Annotated in this window: 24 protein-coding genes; 11 read left to right on the top strand and 13 right to left on the bottom strand. The window is 61.6% G+C overall.

The window, feature by feature from the left end:
* Nucleotides 1-34: 34 nt before the first annotated feature.
* Entirely contained in the window at nt 35-2,539 is a 2,505-nt protein-coding gene (locus FHT86_RS25105) for a heavy metal translocating P-type ATPase (RefSeq protein WP_133708949.1), read from the top strand.
* A 10-nt stretch (nt 2,540-2,549) separates the two neighbouring features.
* Nucleotides 2,550-2,936 carry a Cu(I)-responsive transcriptional regulator gene (gene cueR / locus FHT86_RS25110; RefSeq protein ID WP_133708948.1) on the top strand — a complete coding sequence of 129 codons (387 nt, stop codon included), beginning with the start codon at nt 2,550-2,552 and terminating at the stop codon, nt 2,934-2,936.
* Nucleotides 2,937-3,196: 260 nt separating this feature from the next.
* Here cueR and FHT86_RS25115 read toward each other — a convergent pair whose 3' ends face one another.
* Nucleotides 3,197-4,387 carry an acetyl-CoA C-acyltransferase gene (locus tag FHT86_RS25115; protein WP_133708947.1) on the bottom strand — a complete coding sequence of 397 codons (1,191 nt, stop codon included), beginning with the start codon at nt 4,385-4,387 and terminating at the stop codon, nt 3,197-3,199.
* Between the two features lie 196 nt (nt 4,388-4,583).
* Here FHT86_RS25115 and FHT86_RS25120 point away from each other — a divergent pair, with 196 nt between their 5' ends.
* Both FHT86_RS25120 and FHT86_RS25125 read left to right on the top strand, forming a co-directional pair.
* Nucleotides 4,584-4,814, top strand: coding sequence for a type II toxin-antitoxin system VapB family antitoxin (locus FHT86_RS25120; RefSeq protein ID WP_133708946.1), 231 nt, complete (start codon nt 4,584-4,586; stop codon nt 4,812-4,814).
* Nucleotides 4,814-5,209: a type II toxin-antitoxin system VapC family toxin gene (locus tag FHT86_RS25125; RefSeq protein ID WP_133708945.1), complete on the top strand. Its 396-nt coding sequence runs from the start codon at nt 4,814-4,816 to the stop codon at nt 5,207-5,209. The genes FHT86_RS25120 and FHT86_RS25125 overlap by 1 nt, the downstream gene beginning before the upstream one ends.
* A 25-nt stretch (nt 5,210-5,234) precedes the next feature.
* On the opposite strand, the gene FHT86_RS25130 is transcribed toward FHT86_RS25125, so the two are convergent.
* From FHT86_RS25130 to hutI, 7 genes are all read right to left on the bottom strand, one after another.
* Entirely contained in the window at nt 5,235-5,537 is a 303-nt protein-coding gene (locus FHT86_RS25130; protein WP_133708944.1) for a hypothetical protein, read from the bottom strand.
* Nucleotides 5,538-5,639: 102 nt separating this feature from the next.
* Nucleotides 5,640-7,079 (bottom strand): MFS transporter, encoded by a 1,440-nt coding sequence (locus tag FHT86_RS25135; protein WP_133708943.1) that lies wholly within the window; start codon nt 7,077-7,079, stop codon nt 5,640-5,642.
* A gap of 232 nt (nt 7,080-7,311) precedes the next feature.
* On the bottom strand, nt 7,312-7,974 hold the full coding sequence (locus FHT86_RS25140) for a sulfite oxidase-like oxidoreductase (RefSeq protein ID WP_133708942.1): 663 nt from the start codon (nt 7,972-7,974) through the stop codon (nt 7,312-7,314).
* 122 nt (nt 7,975-8,096) lie between these two features.
* A complete protein-coding gene (locus tag FHT86_RS25145) occupies nt 8,097-8,660 on the bottom strand; it encodes a HutD family protein (protein ID WP_133708941.1) in 564 nt (187 codons plus the stop codon).
* A 1-nt stretch (nt 8,661) separates the two neighbouring features.
* The gene (gene hutU, locus FHT86_RS25150; protein ID WP_133708940.1) at nt 8,662-10,347 is read right to left on the bottom strand and encodes a urocanate hydratase; all 1,686 of its coding nucleotides are present in this window, start codon (nt 10,345-10,347) and stop codon (nt 8,662-8,664) included.
* Nucleotide 10,348: 1 nt separating this feature from the next.
* Nucleotides 10,349-11,884 (bottom strand): histidine ammonia-lyase, encoded by a 1,536-nt coding sequence (gene hutH, locus FHT86_RS25155; protein ID WP_133708939.1) that lies wholly within the window; start codon nt 11,882-11,884, stop codon nt 10,349-10,351.
* Nucleotides 11,881-13,137, bottom strand: a complete 1,257-nt coding sequence (gene hutI / locus FHT86_RS25160; RefSeq protein ID WP_133708938.1) for an imidazolonepropionase — start codon at nt 13,135-13,137, stop codon at nt 11,881-11,883. The genes hutH and hutI overlap by 4 nt, the downstream gene beginning before the upstream one ends.
* Nucleotides 13,138-13,238: 101 nt before the next feature.
* Here hutI and FHT86_RS25165 point away from each other — a divergent pair, with 101 nt between their 5' ends.
* Together FHT86_RS25165 and hutC are read left to right on the top strand one after the other, a co-directional pair.
* Nucleotides 13,239-14,582, top strand: a complete 1,344-nt coding sequence (locus tag FHT86_RS25165) for a formimidoylglutamate deiminase (protein ID WP_133708937.1) — start codon at nt 13,239-13,241, stop codon at nt 14,580-14,582.
* A gap of 82 nt (nt 14,583-14,664) precedes the next feature.
* Nucleotides 14,665-15,384: a histidine utilization repressor gene (hutC, locus tag FHT86_RS25170; RefSeq protein ID WP_133708936.1), complete on the top strand. Its 720-nt coding sequence runs from the start codon at nt 14,665-14,667 to the stop codon at nt 15,382-15,384.
* Nucleotides 15,385-15,395: 11 nt separating this feature from the next.
* Here hutC and FHT86_RS25175 read toward each other — a convergent pair whose 3' ends face one another.
* Nucleotides 15,396-15,548, bottom strand: coding sequence for a hypothetical protein (locus tag FHT86_RS25175; protein ID WP_166656864.1), 153 nt, complete (start codon nt 15,546-15,548; stop codon nt 15,396-15,398).
* Nucleotides 15,549-15,792: 244 nt separating this feature from the next.
* On the opposite strand from FHT86_RS25175, the gene FHT86_RS25180 reads away from it, so the two are divergent.
* The 5 genes from FHT86_RS25180 (at nt 15,793) to FHT86_RS25200 (ending at nt 19,407) form a co-directional block, all read left to right on the top strand.
* The gene (locus FHT86_RS25180; protein WP_133708935.1) at nt 15,793-16,377 is read left to right on the top strand and encodes a TetR/AcrR family transcriptional regulator; all 585 of its coding nucleotides are present in this window, start codon (nt 15,793-15,795) and stop codon (nt 16,375-16,377) included.
* A 205-nt stretch (nt 16,378-16,582) separates the two neighbouring features.
* On the top strand, nt 16,583-17,206 hold the full coding sequence (locus tag FHT86_RS25185; RefSeq protein WP_133708934.1) for a hypothetical protein: 624 nt from the start codon (nt 16,583-16,585) through the stop codon (nt 17,204-17,206).
* 203 nt (nt 17,207-17,409) lie between these two features.
* Nucleotides 17,410-18,267: a cytochrome b/b6 domain-containing protein gene (locus FHT86_RS25190; protein WP_133708933.1), complete on the top strand. Its 858-nt coding sequence runs from the start codon at nt 17,410-17,412 to the stop codon at nt 18,265-18,267.
* Nucleotides 18,264-19,040 carry a molybdopterin-binding protein gene (locus FHT86_RS25195; protein ID WP_133708932.1) on the top strand — a complete coding sequence of 259 codons (777 nt, stop codon included), beginning with the start codon at nt 18,264-18,266 and terminating at the stop codon, nt 19,038-19,040. Before FHT86_RS25190 ends, FHT86_RS25195 begins: the two co-directional genes overlap by 4 nt.
* Nucleotides 19,041-19,152: 112 nt before the next feature.
* On the top strand, nt 19,153-19,407 hold the full coding sequence (locus tag FHT86_RS25200) for a hypothetical protein (protein ID WP_133708931.1): 255 nt from the start codon (nt 19,153-19,155) through the stop codon (nt 19,405-19,407).
* A 172-nt stretch (nt 19,408-19,579) separates the two neighbouring features.
* On the opposite strand, the gene FHT86_RS38170 is transcribed toward FHT86_RS25200, so the two are convergent.
* The 4 genes from FHT86_RS38170 to FHT86_RS25215 form a co-directional block, all read right to left on the bottom strand.
* A complete protein-coding gene (locus FHT86_RS38170) occupies nt 19,580-19,945 on the bottom strand; it encodes a hypothetical protein (RefSeq protein ID WP_246779641.1) in 366 nt (121 codons plus the stop codon).
* An 11-nt stretch (nt 19,946-19,956) separates the two neighbouring features.
* Entirely contained in the window at nt 19,957-21,012 is a 1,056-nt protein-coding gene (locus FHT86_RS25205) for a cation:proton antiporter (protein WP_246779642.1), read from the bottom strand.
* A gap of 161 nt (nt 21,013-21,173) precedes the next feature.
* Nucleotides 21,174-24,329 carry an efflux RND transporter permease subunit gene (locus tag FHT86_RS25210; protein ID WP_133708930.1) on the bottom strand — a complete coding sequence of 1,052 codons (3,156 nt, stop codon included), beginning with the start codon at nt 24,327-24,329 and terminating at the stop codon, nt 21,174-21,176.
* Entirely contained in the window at nt 24,329-25,399 is a 1,071-nt protein-coding gene (locus tag FHT86_RS25215; RefSeq protein ID WP_246779659.1) for an efflux RND transporter periplasmic adaptor subunit, read from the bottom strand. Before FHT86_RS25215 ends, FHT86_RS25210 begins: the two co-directional genes overlap by 1 nt.
* Between the last annotated feature and the right edge of the window lie 232 nt (nt 25,400-25,631).

The raw sequence follows: 25,631 nt of genomic DNA on the forward strand, positions 1-25,631 counted from the left end.
ACCCGATGCTCGCTTCCGGGCGCAGGAGTTCTCTATGGCATTGCACGAAGAACACGATCACAGCCATCATGGCCATGACCACCACCATCATCGCGGCGCGCCGCAGGACGCGATTACCCGCGATCCCGTTTGCGGCATGACGGTAGACCCCAACGCCGGCAAACCGTCGTTGGACTATCGCGGCCGTACTTTCCATTTCTGCAGCGAGGGTTGCCGCAACAAATTCGAAGCAACGCCTGAAAATTATCTGACGGCCAAGGACCCGATCTGCGGCATGGATGTCGATCGCGCCACTGCGCGGCATTTCCTGAAGCATGAGGGCGAGAAATTCTATTTCTGCTCTACGGGTTGCAAGGCAAAGTTCGAGGCCGATCCCACAGCCTATCTCAACGGCGACAGGCCAACGCCGACGCCGATGCCGAAGGGCACACTCTATACCTGCCCGATGCACCCCGAGGTCGTCAGCGACCATCCCGGCGATTGCCCCAAATGCGGTATGGCTTTGGAGCCGATGGGCGTGCCGGCCGTCGATGAGGGCCCGAACCCGGAGCTTGTCGATTTTATCAGGCGCCTCTGGGTGAGCGCCGCGCTGTCGCTGCCGCTCTTGATCCTTGCCATGGCTCCGATGTTCGGCCTCACCCTGCGCGACCGGATCGGCGAGCCCGCCGCCACATGGATAGAGCTCGTTCTCGCGACACCGGTCGTGCTCTGGGCCGCCGTGCCATTCTTCCGCCGTGCGTGGAATTCGTTTGTCAACCGCAGCCCCAACATGTGGACGTTGATCGGCCTCGGCGTCGGCACGGCCTATCTCTACAGCCTCGTTGCGACGCTGGCGCCCGGCATTTTCCCGATGAGCTTTCGCGGCCACGGGGAGACCGTACCCGTCTATTTCGAGGCGGCTTCGGTCATCGTCGCACTGGTCTTCGTCGGCCAGGTGCTGGAGCTGAAGGCACGCGAGCGCACCGGTTCGGCGATCCGCGCGCTGCTTGATCTCGCGCCCAAGACTGCCCGCCGCATCGGCACTGACGGCAGCGAGACCGATGTGCCTATCGATCATATCCAGGCTGGCGACCGACTGCGCGTGCGGCCGGGCGAGCGCGTGCCGGTGGACGGCTCCGTTGTCGACGGACAGTCGACCATCGACGAATCAATGATAACTGGCGAGCCGCTGCCGGTTGAAAAGACCGAGGGCGATGCGCTGACGGGCGGCACGATCAACAAGAACGGCACCCTGATCATGATCGCCGAAAAGGTCGGTGCGGAAACAACGCTGTCGCGCATCGTCGAGCTGGTCGCCAAGGCGCAGCGGTCTCGTGCGCCGATCCAGACGATGGTCGATCGTGTTTCGGCCGTCTTTGTGCCCGCCGTCGTGGTCGCCGCCGCCATCGCCTTTGCGGTCTGGGCCTTTGTCGGGCCGGAACCAAAGCTGGCACATGCGCTGCTCGCCGCTGTTGCTGTCCTGATTATCGCCTGCCCCTGCGCATTGGGGCTTGCGACGCCGATGTCGATCATGATCGCCACCGGCCGGGGAGCGCAGGAGGGCGTACTGGTGCGCGACGCCGAGGCGTTGGAGCGCTTCGCCAAAGTCGACACGCTGATTGTCGACAAGACCGGTACATTGACCGAGGGCAAACCGAACCTGACCGATATCGTCCCTGCCTCCGGTGTAGACGGGATCCGCCTGCTGTCGCTTGCCGCCAGCCTGGAACGCGGCTCTGAACATCCGTTGGCGGAGGCGATCGTCGCCGGCGCACAGGAACGCGGCGCGAGCCTTGTCGATGTATCCGGCTTCGCGGCAAGGACCGGCAAGGGCGTAGAGGGCAGCGCCGGCGATACGGCGATCGCCCTCGGCAATGCCGCGATGATGGCCGATCTCGGCGTCGCGACCGATGCGCTGCAAGCAGAGACCGAGCGTCTGCGCGGTGAAGGCAAGACCGTGATGTTCGTCGCCTTCGATGGCCGATTGGCCGGCCTCGTTGCCGTCGCCGACCGAATCAAGCCGACGACATCCGCAGCCATCAAGGCACTGCACGACAGCGGCCTGAAAATCATCATGGCCACCGGCGACAACGCCCAGACCGCCAAAGCCGTCGCCGCGCATCTCGGCATCGACGAAGTGCGGGCCGATATGTTGCCGGAAGGCAAGAAGGCGTTGATCGACGAGCTTCGGGCCAAGGGTAACGTCGTTGCCATGGCCGGTGACGGCGTCAACGATGCGCCGGCGCTCGCTGCAGCCGACGTCGGCATCGCCATGGGCACCGGCGCCGATGTTGCGATGGAAAGCGCCGGGATCACCCTGGTGAAGGGCGATCTCAACGGCATCGTCCGGGCGCGGCATCTTTCGGAAGCGACGATCCGCAACATCAAACAAAACCTGGCGTTCGCCTTCGGCTACAACGCTCTCGGGGTGCCGCTTGCCGCGGGTGTGCTCTACCCAGTCTTCGGCCTTTTGCTGTCGCCGATGATCGCGGCGGCCGCCATGAGCCTGTCCTCGGTCTCGGTCATCGCCAACGCGCTGCGGCTGAGACTGGCAAAATAGGAGAGTTCAGATGAATATCGGCGAAGCATCGGGCCGCTCCGGCCTGCCGGCCAAGACGATCCGCTATTACGAGGACATTGGCCTGATCCGCCCCGATCGTAGCGACAACGGCTACCGCGACTACAGCTCCGACGACGTGCACAAGCTACGCTTCCTGCATCGCTCCCGCAGCCTTGGCTTCTCCGTCGACGAGTGTCGGCAACTGCTGGCCCTTTACGAGGACAAAAGCCGCGCCAGCGCCGACGTCAAGGAGATCGCCACGTCGAAGCTCACCGAGATCGACCGCAAGATCCGCGAACTGACCGAGCTGCGCCGCACCCTGGAGCATCTGGTGCATGCCTGTCATGGAAACGAGCGGCCGGACTGCCCGATCTTGGAGGAATTGTCGGAGGGGTGAGGTTGCTGTTTCGGCAGGTCAGGCGAACGCGATAATGCCGGAAAAATGTGCCTGGCCCCTCACCCCCGCCCTCTCCCCGCAAGCGGGGCGAGGGAGCTTAAATTACCCCTGCTGGCCCCTCGGGCAGAGTGAAGAGGCTCATTATATTGCGCAGTCGTCCCTTCTCCCCGCATGAGCGGGGAGAAGGCTAGGATCAGGGGCCATGCTTCGCAGGCGCGGCATCGGCAGACGCACCTGACTTGCTCCCCTCATCGACCCAATCAATTCATCCGTTCCACCGCGATCGCAGTTGCCTCGCCGCCGCCGATGCAGAGTGCTGCAATGCCGCGCGTCGCGCCCTGACGCTCCAGCGCATGCAGCAACGTCACGATCAGCCGTGCGCCGGTGGCGCCAATCGGGTGGCCCAGCGCGCAGGCGCCGCCGTTGACGTTGAGGCGGTCACGGTCGATGCCAAGGTCCTTAGCGGCGGCCATGGCGACAACCGCGAAGGCTTCGTTGATCTCAAACAGATCGACATCGCCAACCTTCCAGCCGGTCTTGTCCAATACCTTGCGGATCGCCGGGATCGGCGCGGTCGTGTACCAGGCTGGTTCCTGGCTATGGGTGGCATGCGCCTTGATCTCGGCGAGGATCGGCAGTCCTTCGCGTTCGGCGATCGAACGCCGCGTCAGAACCAGGGCGGCCGCGCCGTCCGCATTGGCCGAAGCGCTCGCCGCGGTGATCGTGCCGTCCTTGCGGAACGCCGGCTTCAGCGTCGGAATCTTTTCCGGCGAGACCTTCTGCGGATGCTCGTCTTTGGCGATCGTCACCGGGCCGCCCTTGGCAGCGACGGAAATCGGCGTGATCTCCGCCTCGAAGGCCCCAGTCTCGATCGCCTTGCGGGCACGGGTCAGCGTCTCGACGGCATAGGCATCCTGATCGTCGCGGCTGAACTGATAGGCTTCGACCGCCATCTCGCCGAAATCGCCCATCGAACGGCCTTTTTCATAGGCGTCTTCCAGCCCGTCGAGCATCATGTGGTCGAAGATGCGATCGTGGCCCATCCGGTAGCCGCCCCGTGCCTTGGCAAGCAAGTATGGCGCGTTCGACATCGACTCCATGCCGCCGGAGACGGCGATCGAGGCGGAACCGGCAAGGATCAGGTCATGCGCCAGCATGGTCGCCTTCATGCCCGACCCGCAGACCTTGTTGATCGTCGTGGCGCCGACCGCATCCGGCAATCCTGCCCCTCGCGCCGCCTGTCGCGCCGGTGCCTGGCCCTGCCCCGCCGGCAAGACGCAGCCAAACAGCACCTCATCAACCTTCTCCGCGGATAACCCGGCACGCTCTAAAGCGGCGCGGATGACGCGGGATCCGAGTTCCGGCGCCTGCAATGGCGACAGTTCGCCTTGGAAACGGCCAAGCGGCGTGCGCGTAGCGGAGACGATAACGACAGGATCGGTGACGGACATGATGGCTCCTCGCAGTCTGCAAGTTAAGTGATCGGAGCTATTGCTAGCACGTTAGATGATGTTCGTCATGTAAATATGTCGAAAACATTTCTTCGGGCAAAACCTGTCCGCTATTGCCAATCCAAAATGGTCGGGACGATTGTTCTCTTCGCCGCCATGCACTAAGGATATCCTCAATATAAGAAATGGATATCCGATGCCACTTTACATCAAAGACGATGCCATCGACCGATTGGCCCGGCGCTATCAGGCGCTGACGAAAGCATCCACCAAAACCGAGGCCGTGCGGCTGGCATTGCAAAAAGCCCTGGACGAGGAGCTTACCAAGCCGTCGCTTGCCGATGTTGCCGTCGCCTTCTGCCGCAATCTGAAGCGGAAGTCAGCCTCTAAGGAGACGGTAACCACACTCCCGGGAGAGGACGCCTGATGTTCGTCGATGCCTCGGTGCTTTCCGCAATGATGACCGATGAGGAAGAGGCCCGCAACTTCGCCGCGCGCATGCAGGCTGAAACGACGCGAATGACGTCGCCGTTGGCGGCTGCCCAAGCGGCGATCGAAGTCGCAGCCCGTCTCGGCTTGCCGGCCGCCGACGCCGGTGATGCGGTTCGAACTTTTCTGGAGCTGATGAATGTTCAGCTTCTGGCAATTCCCCCGCGCGCCGCATTTCTGGCGATCGAAACCCATGGGCGTTACGGCGAGGGTCGCCATCCGGCGGCTCTCAGCCTCAACGACTGCATGACCTATGCCTGCGCCCGCTATTACCGCCAAGCCCTACTCTTCAAAAGTGAAGGCTTCGCTCAAACCGATATCGAAACGGCCTAAGTCGCCTGTGATAACGGTGTCCCGGTTATGGGCAGCCCGACAGGGGCAGGTTGTAGGTATTTGAACGGCTTTCCATCGTGTTCGGCCTGGCATCGCATTGCAACCGACTGATGAAATCGTCCTTACGGCCCGGGCCGACGACGGATGGGTCCATATTGATCGTTCCATCCGGAAGGATAGCGTCCTTGGAGTGGTCGATATTGCCAATGTCGGCCTGGATTGCCTGCGCGTCGAAGTTCGTTGTGCGATGTTTGTTAGCTGGGCCAGCCATAGCGGCGCTGGAGACGCCAATGACGAGGGCCGAGATGGCAAGGGTCTTGAGCAGCATGGCACTGCCTCCTATGGAGTTGAAACCCATCTTATATAAGAATCGCAAAGGTAGTTTACACCATCGCGTGGCCGGACGTCACGCTGGTTTGATGGACTTGCATCACATCTTCACGCGATGCCGCGACACTTCCGCGCCGGCATCGTGCGGCAGGCTGACGAAGCGCAGCGCGGAGACGGCCCCGATCAGGCCGACAACGAGGAAAGCCCAGTGGAAATCGACGAGAGAAAGGCTCTCGCCGCCATGAATCGTGCGGGAGAGATTGAGAACCGCGGCGGCGACGGCAACGCCGAGTAGCAGTGACACTTGCTGCAGCATACTCGATAGAGTCGAGGCAGAGCTGCGCTGTGCGGCGTGAATATCAGCAAAGCCGAGCGTATTCAGCGCGGTGAAGTTCATCGACCGCGAAAGGCCGGCAATAAATAGCAGGCAATAGATCAGCAGATCCGGCGTCGCCGGGGACAGAAACGCGCATGCGCCGATGCTGGCCGATGAAATGAGGCCATTAAAGACGAGCACGTTGCGGAAGCCGAAGGCTTTCAGCATCTGCGTCGTGATCGCCTTCATGCCGAGATTGCCGGCGAAGTAGAACAGCAGATAGGTGCCGGCGTTGATCGCCGTGCGGCCGAAGCCGACCTGGAAGAGCAGCGGGATCAGGAAGGGCGTGGCGTTGATCGCGACCCGGCTCGCCGTACCGGCCGAAAGCGTCGACATGGCGAAGGTCTGTATCTTGAAGGCGGAGAGATCGAGCAGCGGCGCGTCGACCCTCATGAAACGCCTGGTGGCGATGATGGAAAAGACAGCGCCGGCGGCTATCAGGCCGACACTGACCGCAAGACCGGTGGTACCCTGAACGACGAATTCGAGACCGGCGAGCAGGAAAGTCAGCCCCGCCGCCGATTGAAGGAAGCCGATGAAATCGAGCGGCGCGACCTTCTCCTCCCGCTGATCCGGCACGAATCGCAGGACCAGGCCGAGGCCGATGATGCCGATCGGAATATTGATCAGGAAATTCCAGTGCCAGCTCAGATAGGTGGTGATGTAGCTGCCGAGCACGGGGCCGATGACCGGCGCGGTCAGGGCGGGCCACGTGATCATCGACATGGCATGTACGAGATCGGATTTGCGGGCGTTTTTCAGCACGATGATGCGGCCGACCGGCGTCATCAGCGCACTGCCGATGCCCTGGACGGCACGGGCAATGACAAACGCCATGAGATTGCCGGAGAGGCCGCAAAACAGCGAGGCGACGGTGAAGATGGTGATCGATGCCAAGAATACCCGCCGGGCGCCGTAACGATCGCCTGCCCAACCCGCCAGCGGCACGAAGGCCGCCATGGTCAGCAGGTAGACGGTGATGCCGATGCTCATCGACACCGGCTCGACGCCGAAAGTCATTGCCATCTGCGGCAACGAGGTCGTGACGATCGTGCCGTCCAGGATCTGCATGAAGAAGGCAACGGCGACGACGAAGGCGATGATGCGGGATTGCCGGCCGAAACTTTCTTCGGAAGGCTGCTCTGTGGTCTGAACGGCGGTCATGACATGGGATTTCAGGGAATGGCGTTACGGATCGCCGGACTTATCCGACATCAATCATATGATCAATGCATACGCCCATTGCCACTGGTTGCAAAGCCGCAATCGAACATTGCGCTATCAAAAATCGGCAGCCCGCGGAAGGAGTACAGTCCCGATGATCGGTCCTGGGAGACTCTGCCTCATTTAGCAGCCCTCCCGCCCGCAGCACCCATTTGCGGAAATGGCCGGAGCCTCAGTCGTCGGAATAGCGCTGCTCGCGCCAGGGATCGCCGAACATATGATAACCGTTCTCCTCCCAGAAACCGGCTTTGTCGGCGGCCATCAGCTCGATGCGGGTCAGCCACTTGGCGCTCTTCCAGAAATAAAGATGCGGCACGACAAGACGCATCGGCCCGCCATGGTCGCGCGTCAAAGGCTGGCCTTCCCAGGCGGTGGCGAGGATCGCGTCTTCGGCTGCGAAATCGGCGAGCGGTAGATTGGTCGTGTAACCGTCATAGCTCGTCAGCATGACATAGTGCGCCTCGGCCTTCGGCATTGCGAGGTCCAGCAGGTCGCGCGTCGAGACACCTTCCCACCGGTTGTCGTAACGCGACCAGGTGGTGACGCAGTGGATATCGCTGACTTTGGTGCTCTGTTCAATCGCCTGGAAGGCGCCCCAATCGAGGCTCAGCGGCGTCTCCACCAAACCGCGCACATCGAGCCGCCAGCTCGAAAGCGGAACCTGCGGCTGCTGGCCGAGATCGAGCACCGGCCAGTTCTTTACGAGATGCTGCCCGGGCGGCAAACGCTCGGTTTCCGGCCGGCTGATCCGCCCGGTCAGAAACTTGCCCTCGGCTGCCCAGCGGCGCTTCGAGGTGGTGAGCTTGCTGTCGGCGGGGGTCTGATCGTCGCTCATACGGGCATCCTCTTTGCTCTGCGGCAATAGGATATGCGGGGCCTGCGAGTGTCAAGCAGAGGGTGGAGAGAAGGACGGATCGTCATAAAAGCAGAGGGCGCAGACAGAGAGGCGGAGCCTCGCTACGCCGCCTGAATTTCGATCACAAACAGCTGTGCCGCCCCTGAAGCTGAATGCCGCTTTCCAGCCGCCGCCTCGATAAGCAGACAATCGCCCGCCGAAAGCTTCTGATCTCCAATATCGATTTGGCCACGATGGCAAAGAACCAACGCCACCTCGCCATGGAACACCAGCTCACCAAGGCCAGCAACGCCGACGCGTCTTACCGAATGTTCCAGCTTCCCGCGTCGCGTCATAACGTTGAGATCTGTGATCGTCCCGTCGATCAAAGTGGCCGAGGTCGGCGCATCTGCCGCAAAGGGTAGTGGATCGCTTGCCTGTGTCAGACGCTTCGGCTCGTGCCCCTCGATGAAGAGGGCCATGCCCTCTCCCTCGAGAATGGATAGCGTACGATCAATGCCCGGAAAGACCGAGAACGGACCATCCGTGGCAACCGTCGCCATGCTGACGCGCCAGTCGAAGCCGGCAAGCCCGGCGCCGTCGGGCGAAACGGCGATTTCCACTGTTTCGCCGCCGCCGTTTTTCCAGGGCATGCGCTTGTAATCACTGGCGCGCAGAAGTTTCATTTCAGTTCCCCAGGATGCCCGGCAGGCGCAACCCCTGCTCCTTGGCGCAATCGATGGCGATCTCGTAACCGGCATCGGCATGGCGCATGACGCCGGTGGCCGGATCGTTCCAGAGAACACGCTCCAGGCGCCTTGCTGCATCATCCGTGCCGTCGGCGCAGATGACCATGCCGGAATGCTGGCTGAAGCCCATGCCGACGCCGCCGCCGTGATGCAGGGATACCCAGGTGGCGCCGGATGCGGTGTTGAGCAGCGCGTTCAACAGCGGCCAGTCGGACACGGCATCCGAGCCGTCCTTCATCGCTTCCGTTTCGCGGTTCGGCGAAGCGACCGAGCCAGAGTCCAGATGGTCGCGGCCGATGACGACAGGCGCCTTCAGCTCACCGTTCTTGACCATTTCGTTGAAAGCAAGACCGAGACGATGGCGATCACCCAGACCGACCCAGCAGATGCGTGCCGGCAGACCCTGGAAGGCGATGCGCTCGCGTGCCATGTCCAACCAGTTGTGCAGGTGCTTGTTGTCGGGCAGCAGCTCCTTCACCTTGGCGTCGGTCTTGTAGATATCCTCCGGATCGCCCGAGAGCGCGGCCCAGCGGAACGGGCCGATGCCGCGGCAGAAGAGCGGACGGATGTAGGCTGGCACGAAGCCCGGGAAGGCGAAGGCGTTTTCGAAGCCTTCGTCCTTGGCGACCTGGCGGATATTGTTGCCGTAGTCGAGTGTCGGCACGCCTGCATTCCAGAAGTCGACCATGGCTTCGACATGCACCTTCATCGAGGCGCGGGCAGCGGCGATGACAGCCTTCGGGTCGCTCTCGCGCTTCGCCTTCGCTTCGGCCACGGTCCAGCCGAGCGGCAGGTAGCCGTTCAATGGATCATGCGCCGAGGTCTGGTCGGTGACGATATCGGGACGCGGGCCGCCCGCCTGCATGCGCTTCACCAGTTCCGGGAAGATTTCGGCGGCGTTGCCGAGCAGGCCGACCGATTTTGCCTCGCCGGCTTTCGTCCACTTGTCGATCAGCGCAAGCGCTTCGTCGAGCGTCTTCGCCTTTTCGTCGACATAGCGGGTGCGCAGGCGGAAATCGATGCGGGTCTCGTCGCATTCGACGGCAAGGCAGCAGGCGCCGGCCATGACGGCCGCCAGAGGCTGTGCGCCGCCCATGCCACCGAGGCCGCCGGTTAGGATCCACTTGCCCTTGAGGTTCCCACCGTAATGCTGGCGGCCAGCTTCGACGAAGGTCTCGTAGGTGCCCTGCACGATGCCCTGCGTGCCGATATAGATCCACGAGCCGGCCGTCATCTGGCCGTACATGGCAAGACCCTTCTTATCCAGCTCGTTGAAATGATCCCAAGTTGCCCAATGCGGCACAAGGTTGGAATTGGCGATCAGGACACGCGGGGCGTCCTTGTGAGTGCGGAAAACACCCACCGGCTTACCGGATTGCACCAGCAGCGTCTCTTCCTCGGTCAAGGTCTTCAGCGTCGCGGCAATGCGGTCAAAGTCGTCCCACGTACGGGCGGCGCGGCCAATGCCGCCGTAGACGACCAGCTCGTTCGGATTTTCCGCAACGTCGGGATCGAGATTGTTCATCAACATGCGGAGCGGTGCTTCGGTCATCCAGCTCTTGGCGTTGAGTTCCGGGCCGCGGGGCGCACGGATTTCACGGATATTATGGCGTGGGTTGGTCATGTCATATCTCCAGAGAGGGCAGGATGCCGGCGGACACGGATGCATTGAGCGCGCCGGAGGCGACGAGGTCGCTCGCGGCCTTGAGGTCGTTTGCCATGTAGCGATCTTCATCGAGTGCCGGCACGACAGCGCGGATGGTGGCAATGGTGAGCGTCAGTTCGGGGCTTGTCGTCAGCGGCGCGCGCAGCTCGACGCCTTGTGCCGCCGTCAACGCCTCGATGCCGATGATGCCGAAGAGATTGTCGGTCATCGGCAGCAGTCGGCGGGCGCCATGGCAGGCCATGGACACATGGTCTTCCTGATTGGCTGACGTCGGCGTCGAATCGACGGACGCCGGATGCGACATCTGTTTGTTTTCCGACATCAACGCTGCGGAGGTGACTTCAGCAATCATCAGTCCGGAGTTGAGACCAGGCTTCTTGGCGAGGAAAGCCGGCAGGCCGTAACTCAGCGCCGGATCGACCAGTAGCGCGATGCGGCGCTGCGAGATCGCGCCGATCTCGCAGACGGCGATGGCGATCTGATCGGCGGCAAAAGCCACCGGCTCGGCATGAAAATTGCCGCCGGACACGACGGAATTGTCGGAAAGGACAAGCGGATTGTCGGTGACCGCGTTCGCTTCGATTTCCAGCGTGCGGCCAACCGAACGCAAGAGATCGAGGCAGGCGCCGTCGACCTGCGGCTGGCAACGAATGCAATAAGGGTCCTGGACGCGCTCGTCACCTTCGATATGGCTCTCGCGGATAACGGAACCGGTGAGCAGATGGCGCAGCGCGGCGGCTGTGTCGATTTGACCCTTATGGCCGCGCAGCGCGTGGATATCGGGATGGAACGGCGCTGATGACCCCATCGCGGCGTCGGTCGACATGGCCCCGGTGATCAATGCAGCCTGCGCGGCGCGATGGGCGCGGAAAAGGCCGGCCAGCGCAAGCGCTGTCGAGACCTGTGTGCCGTTGATCAACGCCAGCCCTTCCTTGGCGGCAAGCACGACGGGCGTCAGTCCGGCCTTTTTCAGCGCTGCAGCGCCATCCAGCCGTTCGCCGGCATAAAAGGCTTCGCCATGGCCCATCATCACGGCCGTCATATGCGCGAGCGGTGCGAGATCGCCGGAGGCGCCGACGGACCCCTTTTCGGGGATGACTGGCACGACGCCCTTCGCAAGCATCGCCTCGATCAGCCGCACCAGTTCCAGACGCACGCCGGAAGCACCGCGGCCGAGCGAGATCAGCTTGAGCGACATGATCAGGCGGACGACGTTCTCCGGCAGCGGCTGGCCGACGCCGCAGCAATGCGAGAGGATGAGATTGCGCTGCAGGGTTGCGACATCTGCGCTGTCGATCTTGATGGAGGCCAGTTTGCCGAAGCCGGTATTGATGCCATAGACCGGCGCGTTGCCGGCGGCGATCTCGGCAATACGGGCAGCGGCTTTGGCAATGCCGGCATCGAAGGAGGCATCAAGCTTGGCAGGCTCGCCGGCCCAATAGATTGCTGCCAGTTGTTTCAGCGAGACGGAGCCCGGATGGAGAGTGACGGTCATCGATCGAATCTTTCTCCCTTGAAGATGCGGGCATGGAGCGGATTGAAGCCGATGCGATAGACGAGCTCGGCAGGACTTTCGATATCCCAAATGGCGAAATCGGCCGACTTGCCGGTCTCCAGCGTGCCGGTCCTGGAAAGCAGGCCGAGCGCGCGGGCACCCTCGCGGGTAGCGCCCGCGATGCACTCCTCGACCGTCAGGCCGAAAAGGGTTGCCGCCATGTTCATTGTCAGCAGCATCGAGGTCAACGGCGAGGTGCCGGGATTGCAATCGGTGGCGATGGCGATCGCAACACCTGCCTCGCGCAACGCCTTGACCGGCGGCTTCTGCTTCTCATGGATCGCATAGAAGGCACCGGGCAGGAGGACCGCGACCGTGCCGGCCGCTGCCATCGCTTTCACGCCATCCTCATCGAGATATTCGAGATGGTCGGCGGAGAGAGCACCATAGGAGGCGGCAAGTTTGGCACCGCTGAGATTGGAGAGTTGCTCGGCATGCAGTTTCACGGGAATGCCGAGCGACTTGGCCAGATCGAAGACACGGGCGATCTCGGCGGGCGAAAAGGCGATGCCCTCGCAAAAGCCGTCGACGGCATCGACGAGGCCCTTTGCATGCGCCTCCTCCAGACCGGGCAGAACGACCTCCGCGATGTAATCGCCATTGCGGCCTTTGTACTCCGCCGGCGTCGCATGCGCCGCGAGATAGGAGGTGACGACACGGACCGGACGGGCATCTTCCAGCGCACGGGCAGCCTGCAACATCTTCAGTTCGGATTCGATGCTGAGGCCATAGCCGGACTTCACCTCGATCGTGGTGACCCCTTCGGCAAGCAGTGTATCAAGGCGCGGCAGGGCTGTGGCGATGAGGTCATTGACGGATAGCGCGCGGGTCGCGTTGACCGAGGAGACGATGCCGCCGCCGGCGCGGGCGATCTCTTCGTAACTCGCGCCTTCCAACCGCATTTCGAATTCGCGGGCGCGATTGCCACCGTGAACGATGTGCGTGTGACAATCGACAAGACCGGGCGTGACCCAGCGACCTCCAAGATCGATGGTTTCGGCGTCGCCGATCTCGGGCACATCGCTTTCGCTACCTGCGAAAACGATGTCGCCGTCCCGGCTCAGGATCGCACCGTTCTCGACAATGCCGAGCCCAGGCCTACCCTCTTTCAATGTCGCCAGACGGGCATTGCGCCAAAGGCGGCTTTTGCCTTCGGACCGCATGCTATCCTTGGAAGAATTGTTCCCACTCATCAGCTTTACGCCTTTCCTTATGGGCTCATAATGTATATACATAATAAAAAGGCTGACAAGAGGGATTTTGGACTCGGCATCCAAAAGGAAAGGGTTGGACCATGGCGAAACTTCATGCGCGTTCGGCACTGCTTCGGGATGGTTGGCGGGAGAATATCCGGCTAACCCTGGCAGATGGTCGCATTACCGGTATCGAGACCGATGTTGCGGCAGAGGCCGGCGACGAGCGGCACGACATTCTGGTGCCTGCGATGCCGAATTTACACAGCCATGCCTTTCAACGCGCCATGGCCGGCCTTGCCGAAGTCCGGGGGCCAGCGAACGACAGCTTCTGGAGCTGGCGGACCGTCATGTACAAGTTCGCGCTGTCGATGACCCCCGATCATGTCGAGGCGGTGGCCGCGCAGCTCTATATGGAAATGCTGGAAGCCGGGTTTTCTCGTGTCGGCGAGTTCCATTATCTGCACCACGACAAGGACGGCAGCCCCTATGCCAATATCGCCGAGCTGGCCGAGCGCATCGGCGCGGCAAGCGCCGAGACCGGCATCGGTTTGACACTTCTTCCGGTCTTCTACGCCCATTCCGGCTTTGGCGGTGCGGCCCCCATCGACGGCCAGCGGCGCTTCATCAATTCACTCGATCGCTTCGAATCGCTGATGGCCGGCTGCCGAACGGTAACAAGCCGCCTGCACGGCGCAGAACTCGGCCTTGCCCCACATAGCTTGCGGGCAGTGACGCCCGACGAGTTGGCAAAACTCGTACCGCTCGCCGGCAACGGGCCGATCCATATCCATGTCGCCGAGCAAACGAAGGAAGTCGAGGATTGTGTCGCCTGGTCCGGCGCACGACCGGTCGAATGGCTGCTCGATCACGCCCCCGTCGACGCACGCTGGTGCCTGATCCATGCGACCCACATGACCGACGACGAAACCCGGCGGATGGCCAAAAGCGGTGCTATTGCCGGCCTCTGCCCGGTGACGGAAGCCAATCTCGGCGACGGTACTTTTTCCGCACCGCTTTTCCTGGAGGAAGGCGGCCACTATGGCATCGGCTCGGACTCCAACATCCTGATCTCCGTTCCGGAAGAGCTGCGGCATCTCGAATATTCGCAGCGCCTGGCGCTGAGGGCCCGCAATGTCGTCGCCACACCGGGCGGCTCCACGGCGCGTGCGTTGTTCGATCATGCGCTTGCCGGCGGCGGCGCGGCATTGAAGGCGCCGGCCGGGCTCGCCATCGGCCATTACGCCGATATGGTTTCACTCGATATCAGCGGCGTTCCCTATCTCTCGGGCGACCAGATCCTCGATCAGTGGATATTTGCCGGCGGCGTTGCTGTCGATAGCGTCTGGACGCAGGGCCGCAAACAGGTCGAAGGCGGCCGGCACAACAGGCGGGAAACAATCTCCGCACGATTCCGCGCTGCAATGACCGAACTAATCGGTTGAAAAAGAGCTTTTCCTCACGGCATACTGAATCCTGAATGATAAAGCGGCGAAATCCAGGTCTCATGAGGAAACGGTCGGCGGCATGACCACAGGCAAAGAGGCGACCTTGCATCAGCGTATCCTGAGCGATATCGAGAGCCGGATCGTTTCCGGCGATTGGCCGCCCGGCCATCGCATTCCCTTCGAGCTTGCCCTTGCGGAACAATATGATTGTTCGCGCATGACGGTGAACAAGGTGCTGACGCAGCTTGCCCGCGCCGGGTTGATCGAGCGGCGCAAGCGTTCAGGGAGTTTCGTCACCCAGCCGCAAGCACAGTCGGCGGTGCTGGAAATCCACGACATCAAATCAGAAATCCTCTCGCTGAACCTGCCCTACTCCCATAGGATCGTGAAGCGTGCCAAGCGCAAGGGCCGCCCCGAAGACGGGCGGCGACTGCAATTTGCCGGCGCGGTTTCAGTGCTGGAAATCACCTGCATTCACTACGCCGGCCGCCGGCCCTTCTGTCTGGAGGACCGCGTCATCAATCTCGACGCTGTGCCGGAGGCGGACCAAGTCGATTTCGACGAATTGCCGCCGGGACCGTGGCTGATCAATCAGGTACCGTGGAGCACGGCCGAACACCAGATTCGCGCCATTCCTGCGGAGGGCGAAGCGGCTGCGAGCCTCGATATCGCCAAAGGCACCGCCTGCCTCGTCATCGAGCGGCGCACCTGGAGTGGCCTCGGACCGATTACCCACGTCCGTCTCACCTATCCCGGTGACCGTCATACGTTGGTGGCGCGCTTCACGCCGTCGAGCTGAAACCTGCTACACTACTGGCGCTGCACGGGTTCGGTCTGCATTGGGATGAGGTTGTCCGATTGATGGATTGGGTGCACAGGATTGACCAGCAGGATGCTGAGAGCAATCAGCACTAGCGCCAGAATAAGGGTAAGGCCGATCAAAAGTGGACGAATCGCGATCATTTCGGTCCTCCAACCTTCCGAGTTCGACGCCATACAGATACAGCAAGGGAATTTTGAGGCAACCAGCCTTTAAGGGCTGAAACGTAGCGTCAGGATTGAAAGTTTCAACCACAATCCCGGATTTGTCGGCTTCTGAGGGTGGAAAACGGCCGATTCAAACCAGGCCGAATTGGCGGGATATTGCCGATGTCGCGGCCCGCTGTACAGACTTGACAGACACCCTACCAATAGGTAGGCAAAACAGATGAGTAATATTTCGACAAAAGCAGACGAAATCGTCCAATCGGCCCGAGGCCTGATCATCGCGGGCGGCTACAACAGCTTCAGCTTCGCCGATATTTCGGCGCAGGTAGGGATTCGTAAGGCCAGCATTCATCACCATTTTCCGACCAAGGCCGATCTCGTCAGGATCGTCGTGGCGCGTTATCGGCAAGAGGCGCGGCAGGGCCTCGCCGGAGCCGATGCCAATATTGCCGATCCCGTTGCCCGGCTTCGAGCCTATACGGGCTTCTGGGAAACCTGCATCAGAGACAACTCCGCCCCTTTCTGCATCTGCGCCATGTTGGCCGCCGAATTGCCGGTGTTGCCGGCCGATGTTGCCGTCGAAGTGCGCGGGCATTTCCGCGATCTGTCCGGCTGGCTTGCGGCCGTGATGGAAAAAGGCGCGGCCGAAGGCCGTCTCGTTTTGCCACGTCCGGCTGCTGAGGAAGCTCTCTCCTTCATGGCGACCGTGCATGGCGCCATGCTCTCGGCGCGGGCCTATGGCGACCCTGTGGTCTTTGCCACCATTGTCGAGCCGCTGTTCGACCGGCTGGGCCTTCGCCATTGAAATCAATCCGTTTTCGTGATCCGGACGGGTAACGCCACTCTCACGCTTGTTTGATTGGCGGAGCTACCGAGTGGTAGATAGGATTGGCCCGTTGCAGTCGAGTTGCCGGTTCCCGCCGATGCTCACGCAAGGAAATTTGGTTGGTTGGCCTCGGCCGCCATGTCGAAAACCTACCGATTAGTAGGTATCTCAAGGGAGACTATCCATGGACCGCAAGAATCTGACGAAGGGCGTATTGGCGCTGGCCGCCGGCGCTGTCGTAACGCTCGCTGCGCTGCAGGGCGCCAATGCAGCCGATCGCGTCCGCGTGCGTGGCACGATCGAAAGCCTCGATGGCGATACCCTCAAGGTCAAGTCCCGGGACGGCAAGGACATCACCGTGATGCTGAAATCCGGCTGGGCCGTCACCGGCGTAACCAAGGCTTCGGCCGCCGATATCAAGCCTGGCGATTTTGTCGGCATTGCCAACGAGCCAACCGATAGCGGCGTCGCAGGCGCTATTGAAGTCGTAATCTTTCCGGCCTCGATGAAGGGCACCGGCGAAGGCGACCGCCCCTGGGATTCAAAGCCGAACAGCTCGATGACCAACGCCACGGTTGCCAGTGCCGTCAAGTCGGTCAATGGCCCGACGCTGACGCTGACCTACAAGGGCGGCGAGAAGAAGATCAACATTCCGGAAGGCACGCCGGTCGTAACCTTCGCCTCGGCGACCAAGGATGACCTGAAGGCCGGCGCTGGCGTCTTCATCACCGGTGAAACCGCCGGCGATGGCATGGTTTCCACAGACCGCGTCGCCGTCGGCGTCAACGGCACCGTTCCGCCGATGTGATCTTTCCCGTCAGATGTGATCTTTCCCGTCAGGGAAAAGCTTGCAGGCCATTCGACACCCGCCCCCCGTCGAGGCCTGCCGCGCGGCGCTCCTTTTTTCAGCCCCCCTCGCTGACGGAGCGCCGCCACCTTTTCTGGTCTTTTTCGTGGTATGATCCAACCAGCTATCCCGGATTCATCGAAGATTTTAAGAGGAGCCTAGCCATGGCCGACATCGATGCGACCGGTGCGCCGCCCGTGCGCCCTCGTACGATCTATATCCGCCGGCATTCGATCGTCACGCGCCTCACTCATTGGCTGAACGTATTGTGTCTCTCGCTGCTTCTGATGAGCGGCATGCAGATTTTCAACGCCCACCCCTCGCTCTATTGGGGACAATATGGCGGTGACGGCGATCCGTCCTGGCTGGCAATATCGGCCACCGATGGCGATACCCAGCCTTACGGAAATTTTCGGGTCGGCAGCCTGACGATCCCGACGACAGGCCTGCTCGGCGCCTCGAAAGAAGACGGCCAATGGGCCGAACGCGCCTTCCCGGCCTGGGCGACAATCCCGAGCTATCAGGACCTGGCCGCCGGCCGGCGCTGGCACTTCTTCTTTGCCTGGCTTTTCGTCTTCAACGGGCTGATCTATTTGCTTTATGGCTTCATTGCCGGCCATTTCCGTCGTGACCTGGCACCGACCGGGGCCGAGATATCGCCGCATAATATCTGGCACGAGATCATCGAACATGCGCGCCTGCGCTTTCCGAAGGGCGAAAAGGCGAAGCGATACAACGCGCTGCAAAAGCTGACCTATCTGATTGTCATCTTCATCTTGTTGCCGTTGATGTTGGCGACCGGCCTCACCATGTCGCCCGGCATCGACGCCGGCTATCCGTTCCTGCTGGATTTCTTCGGCGGACGGCAGACAGCGCGCGGCATTCATTTCATCACCGCCTGGACGATCGTGCTTTTCGTGCTCGTGCATGTGGCAATGGTCATTTTGTCCGGGCTCTGGAACAACATGCGTTCGATGGTGACCGGCCGTTACGCCATTCGCACTGAAGGAGAGGACGCATGAGCAAGATCGTCTCCCGCCGCCGCTTTCTCATCGGTTCCGCCGCCGCCCTAGGCGCAGTGGGCCTCACCGGCTGCGACGACGTCACTCAAAACCAGAGCGTCCAGAAAGTGCTGGCGCTGGCGGAAGGCTTGACGATGCGCACGCAGCGCCTGCTCGTCTCGCCGCAGGCGCTCGCCCGCGAATATACCGATAAGGACATCTCGCCGAACTTCCACCCGAACGGCACCACCGATCCCGGCAGCGAGGAATATGCCGAGATGGTAGCGAACCGCTTTGCCAACTGGAAACTGAAGGTTGACGGCATGGTCAATCAGCCGATGGAATTTTCGCTCGAGGATCTGAAGAAACTGCCGTCGCGCACGCAGATAACGCGCCACGACTGTGTCGAGGGTTGGAGTGCTATCGGAAAATGGACGGGCGTGCCCCTCGGTCTCATCCTGCAAAGCGCGGGCCTGAAGCCGGGAGCGCGATATGCGGTGTTTTATTGTGCCGACGAATTGGAACAGACGCTGGACGGCAGTGGCCGTTATTATGAAAGCATCGACCTGATCGACGCCTTTCATCCGCAGACCATCCTCGCTTATTCGATGAACGGCAAGGATCTGGAAGTCGCACATGGCGCGCCGCTGCGTCTGCGCGTCGAGCGCCATCTCGGCTACAAGCACGCCAAATACGTGATGCGTATCGAGATTCGCGACAAATTCAACGATCTCTGGGGTGGCAATGGCGGCTTCTGGGAAGATCGCGGCTACGAATGGTACGCCGGCATTTAATGCCCATTCCTTTAGAATGGTCTAATTGTCGCAGGTACCCTCAAAAAAGGAACGCCCGCAGGCATGGCACGTTTGCTCACCGGGCGATTATGCCCTTTCGGAGGAAATGCACATGCTGAGATCGATTTTGATCGCGGCCGTGGTTGCGGTTGCGGGTACGATGCCGGCCTATGCCGCAGGCATGGCCAAATGTGATGACGCTTCCATCATGGCCTTGCAGACCAAGGTGGATGCAATGACCGATCAGACGAAAAAGACAGCCGCCACCAAACAGGTAGCCATGGCGAAGGATGCCATGAAGGCGCACAAGATGAAAACTTGTGTGACGCATATGGAAAACGCCGAGAAGGGCATGACCAAGATGTAATGGCGCACCCTGGCTTTGGTGGAATCAGAGGATGAGGTCCGGGCTTCCGGGCCTCGTTTTTTTTGGAAGAGTTCCGCGCTGGTCGCATCAAATTGCCCGTCGCCGAGCTAGGGGCGCCCGACACTGTAGTCGAGCCACTGGGTCGATTGTTCGGGCTATGCCCGACCGCGTCTCACCCCTCCACAATCTCGAATTGGCCCGGAGGCGAGGCTCCGAGTTCTGCCCAGTCGAGTTCTTCCTCAAGCACATGAAATACGTCGTCGTCGATGGCGCCGCTGCGGCGCATGGCGGCGAGTTTGGTGCGTTTGGCCTTGATTATCAGCCGCTTGATGGTGTCAATCTCGCTGGCCTCGCGCGGATGCAGACCTTGAATCGCCAGTTCCCTATCACCGCGATAGAGGACACGCAGCGTCGCGGCACCCTTGCTGTCCTGCATCGGCTCAAGTTCGTGCAGCGCGGTATCGATCAGCGCGAGGCGAGCGCCGTCGATATCGTGCTTTAACGATTCGTCCCGCTCGAATTTCAACAGGCGGATCAACGGCCCGAGCGTCAGACCTTGCACGACCAGAGTGCCGAGCACGACGCTAAGCGCAGCGGCGGGGCGGTGAAAATGCCGGCGGCGTGGAGATAGTGGAGTAAACGGTTGGAAAACAACAACCAGGCCATGCGGACAAGGACGACTGTGAGGAAAACCAAGCCGGCGAAGACGATGGCGGAGCTGAGATCGTGCTGATAGAGCTGCAGGACGGTGGTGCGTGCCTGCATACCCATCAGCAGGAAGGCAAGCACGTTCAGCATGAAAATGGTCGCTTCCCAGATGGAATAGGAATGCAGCCGGTTGCGCGCCGATTGCCGTTCCGGCATCTCGCGGGCAATCACCATGGCATAGGCGACCATGGTGAGAACCGCGGAGAGATGCAGCCGCTCGGCAATCACCCAGACACCGAAAGTGGCGACGAATTCGAACAGCGAACCGCCGAGCGTGCCGGCAAGGCGCGGCCCGATTCGCATATAGACATAGCCAAGCAAGATGCCGAGAAGGATGCCGCCAGGCGCGGCAAGCGCCAGCCGAGGAACGAGTTCGACAGCCGAAATCGCCCCGGAAGCGGCGGCCACAGCGGCGCCGAAGATCAACAGCGCTACCGCGTCGTTGAGCAAGCTTTCGCCCTTCAACACCGTAAACGTGCGCCGCGGCAGGTTGAAGCGACCAAGCATGGCGGTGGCAGCCGCCGCATCCGGCGGCGCGACGATGGCGCCGAGCGCGATGGCCGCGGCAACCGGCAGGCCGGCATAGGCAACGCCGACCCAGGCGACCGCGGCAGTCGTCAAAACGACCGCAATACCGGCCAGCGAGATCAGCGGTATCCAATTCTGCTTCAACGTCCGCGGCGGCAGGTCATAGGCAGCATCGAACAAAGCGGGCGCGATGAACAGCGCCAACGCCAACGCCGGATCGATGGAGATGGCCGGCGCCCAAGGCAGCATGGCGACCAGCACGCCGGCGATCGCCAGCATGGTCGGATAGGGAATACCTAACCGCCGCGACGGCTGAAGCGCGATCAGCGCCACCAGCATCAGTGTCAGCATGCTCTCGAAAAAAGCCATGAAACAGAACCCCGCGTTTTCATCATCATGGCGGGAAATTTCTGTTGGGCAAGAGAGGATCAGCAGGCGAGTCCCTGCCGAACGACCTTTGATTTACATAATAAAATGGCGCCAGAAGGCGCCATTTTCAAAGTCGATGTTCGATTGGCGGGACTTGGTCCCTACTCCGCCGCCTCGGCATGGCGATGGCTGACCTCTTCATCCTCGTCATCCTCATCCGGCTTCGGCTGCTTCCAGGCGATTAGACGGTAGAACATCGGAATGAAGAAGGTGGCGATGAAGGTCGCCGCCAGCATGCCGCCAATGACGCCGGTGCCGATGGCGTGGCGGCTCGCGGAACCTGCGCCGGTGCTGATCGCCAGCGGAACGACGCCGAGGATGAAGGCAAGAGAGGTCATGACAATCGGACGGAAGCGCAGGCGCGCCGCTTCGAGCGCCGCCTCGCCGGCGCTCATACCGTCCTTTCGTTTCAGAACCGCGAACTCGACGATCAGGATGGCGTTCTTCGCCGCCAGACCGATGAGCGTCACCATGCCGATCTGAAAATAGACGTCGTTGGTGAGTCCGCGCAGATAGGTGGCGAGCAGCGCGCCGAACAGCGCGAAGGGGATCGCGGTGATGACGGCAAGCGGCAGGCTCCACTTTTCGTACTGCGCGGCAAGGATCAGGAACACCATGATGATGCCGAAGATCATCGCCTGCGTGCCGGCGCCGCCGGTTTCCAGCTCCTGATAGGCCGAGCCCGTCCAGGCGATCTGGAACCCCTCGGGCAGTGTCTGCGCCGCCACTTCCTGCATCGCCTTGATCGCATCGCCCGAGGTGTAGCCGGGTGCCGGATTGCCGGTGATCTTGGCAGCGTTGAAGGCATTGTAGCGTTCGAGCTGATCCGGCCCGATGACGCGCGTCACCTTGATGAGCGTGTCGAGTGGGATCATCTTGCCGCTGTCGGAGCGGACGAAGACCTGGCGCAGGTCGTCGGGCGACTCACGGAACGGTGCCTCCGACTGCAGGTTGACCTGATAGTTGCGGCCGTAGAGCGTGAAGTCGTTGACATAGAGGCTGCCGAAGGTCGCCTGCATGGCGTCGAAAACCGAGTTGATCGGCACGCCCAAGGCCTTGGCCTTCTCGCGGTCGAGATCGGCGCGGAACTGCGGTACGTTGGTGTCGAGCGTGGTGCGCACCGCCGTCAGCTCGGGCCGTTTGGAAGCGGCCGCTACCAGCTTGTTCGTCTGTTCGGCCAGCCCCTGAACGCTCTTGCCGGTGCGGTCCTGGACATAGACTTCGAAACCGCCTGTGGTCGAGAGGCCCTGGATCGGCGGCGGGTTGAAGGCGAGCACCATGGCGTCCTTGATGCCCATGTTGGCGCCGATCAGAGGACCGGCGAGATTGCGGGCGTCCAATGCGGGCGTGGTGCGCTGGCTCCAATCCTTCAGCGTCACGAAAGCGACGCCAGCGCTACTCTTCAGGCCGCCCGAAAGCAGATCGAAACCGGAGACGGCGAAGACGTCGTCGACCCCTGGGATCTTCTTGGTGTTGATCAGCGCCTGATCCATCACCGCTTGCGTGCGCGGCAGGGACGCTGCCGGCGGCAGGATGGCGAGTTCGAACAGCACGCCCTGATCTTCATCCGGTACCAGCGATCCAGGCAGCGTATAGAAGAGATAGCCGGTCGCTCCGAGCAGGCCGGCGACGAGCACGCAGCCAAGCAGGGCGCGCTTCAGGAAAAAGGCGACACCCGCCGTATAGCCTCGCGTCAGCCGGTCGAAAGCGCGATTGAAGATGCGGAACGGCAACACCGGCTCATGATGACCGGGCTTCAGGATCAGCGCGCAGAGCGCCGGCGTCAGCGTCAGTGCCACAATACCAGATAGAATGACCGAGATCGCGATGGTGACGGCGAACTGCTTGTACATCTGGCCAGCCAGGCCGCCCATGAAGGAGACCGGGATAAACACCGCGCAAAGCACCAGCACAATGGCGATGACCGGGCCGGTCACTTCGCCCATTGCCTTGATCGCCGCTTTTTTGGGCGACAATTTTTCGGTCGACATCAGGCGCTCGACGTTTTCGAGCACGACGATCGCATCGTCCACCACGATGCCGATGGCTAGCACCAGGCCGAACAGCGTCAACAGGTTGATCGAGAATCCCAGCGCATACATGCCGGCAAAGGTGCCCACGATCGAGATCGGCACGGCGATGACGGGAATGAGCGTCGCCCGCCAGTTCTGCAGGAAGACGAAGACGACTATCACGACGAGCAGGATCGCTTCGATGAAGGTGTGGATCACCTCCTCGATCGACACCTGGATGAACTTGGTCGTGTCGTACGGGATCTGGTAGGAGATGCCCTGCGGGAAGGACTTCTGCAGCTCGTCGAGACGCGCGCGCAGAGCCGACATCGTATTCAACGCGTTGGCGCCCGGCTGCAGATAAACGGCGATGGGGATTGCCGGCGTGCCGTTCAGACTGCTCTGGATAGAGTAGCTCTTGGTGCCGAGCTCGATGCGCGCCACGTCCTTCAGCCTCAGCGTCGCAGCATTGGCGTCCGAACGCAGGATGATATCCCCGAAGGCATCGACATCCGGCAGGCGTCCTTGCGTCGTCACGGTATAGGTGAAGGGCTGGGCATTGTTGTCGGGCTGATCGCCGAAAGTGCCGGCGGCAAACTGTGAGTTCTGCTCCTGGATGGCGGTCGCGACATCGCTCGGCGTCAGATTATATTGCGCCAGCTTGTCCGGCCTCAGCCAGATACGCATGGAGTAATCAATATCGCCGAGTAGGTTGACGTCACCGACGCCGGGAATGCGCTTGAGATCGTCGATGACGTTGAGCAGCGCGTAGTTGCCGACGAAGGCGCGATCGTAGCGGCTGTCGGTGGAATACATCGCCACGAAGCCGAGGATCGAGGTCGAGCGCTTGGTGACGACGACGCCGAGACGGGTCACGTCCTGTGGCAGCGTCGAAACGGCGCGCTGCACGCGATTGTTGACGTTGATTGCCGCCTGGTCCGGATCGGTACCGAGCGCGAAGGTCACGGTGATCTGCATCGCGCCGCTGTTGGAGTTCGTCGACTGCATGTAGAGCATGTTTTCGACGCCGTTGATCTGCTGTTCCAACGGTGCGGCGACGGTCTGGGCCACCGTCTCGGCACTGGCGCCGGGATAGGTGGCGGTGACGACCACCTGCGGCGGCGTCAGCTCGGGATATTGCGCGATCGGCAGGATGCGCAGGCAGACGACACCAGCAAGCACGATGATGATCGAGATCACCGCCGCGAAGACGGGGCGATCGATGAAGAATCTGTTGCCCAACATCAGTTTTGCGCCACCTTGTTCGCATCAGCAGGCGTTGCAGCTTCGGCGGCCTGCACCGGTGAGCCGGGGCGCACCTTGATGATGCCTTCCGTGATCAGCTTGTCGCCGGCACTAAGGCCGGACAGCACCAGCCAGTTGCTGCCGACCTTCTGGCCGAGCGTCACCGGATTGACACGCGCTTTGCCGTCCTTGTCGATCGTATAGACGAACTGGCCCTGCGGGCTCTGCATTAGCGCCACTTCCGGAATGGTAATCGCGTTGTCGAGCGAGACACCGGTGACGGTAGCGCGCACGAACTGGCCGGGCAGCAGCCGGCGAATGGGGTTGTCGACCACGGCGCGGGCCTGCAGCGTGCCCGTCGAAACATCGATGGTGGACGAAGTGAAGTCCACAACGCCGTCATGGTCATAGGTCGTGCCGTCGCCGAAGGAGATCTTCACGCCGAGATTCGGCGCTTGTCCCTTGGCCTTCTTGAGATCGATCAGCCGGCGCACTTCGGCGGCCTCCGTATCCGAGAAGGAGAAGTTGACATAGACAGGATCAAGCTGAGTGATGCTCGTCAGCAGGCCGGTATCGCCCGTCGTGCCGATCAGGCTGCCTTCGGAGACCTGCTCCAGACTGGTGATACCGCCGACAGGAGCAGTGACCTTCGTGTAGTCGAGATTGAGTTGCGCCGTCTGCACCTGCGCCTGCGCCGCCGCGACTGCGGCTTCTGCCAACTGGCGCGTGGACGTCGCATCGTCTCGCGCCTTCTGCGTGACGGCATTCTGATCGAAGAGGTTGATGTTGCGCTTTTCCTCACGCTGCGCCTGGGTCAATTGGGCCTGGGCCTGCTGCAACTGGGCCTGGGCCTGGGCAAGGGCAGCCTCGTAGGGGGCGGGGTCGATCAGGAAAAGCACATCGCCGGCTTTGACTTCGGCGCCTTCGACGAAGTTCCTTTTCAACAGGATACCACCGACCCGGGCACGCACGTCGACTTGCCTATAGGCCGAGATGCGCGCAGCATATTCGTAGGTGAGCGGCACCGTCTGAGGCTTGACCTCGACCACGGTCACCTGCGGCGGCGGCATCTGCCCGGCCTGCTGAGCTTGCGAGGAAAGCGCGCCGAGAAAGAGGAGCCCGACCGCAATGAGGCTGCTGCGCAAGAAGAAGGAGGAATGCGCCGTCATGGAAGTCACCGCGAGTTTTTAGATTTTCTATTGCGGCGCAACATACAAACATGCATGAATGATTGTAAATATCAAATTGACGTGACCTTTTGCGTGATCGCGAAAACTGCGCAGCGGTTTTTAGCGAATATCA

Origin of the sequence: Rhizobium sp. BK313 (assembly GCF_014193655.1) — a bacterium.
In the GTDB taxonomy this organism is placed as follows: Bacteria; Pseudomonadota; Alphaproteobacteria; order Rhizobiales; family Rhizobiaceae; genus Rhizobium.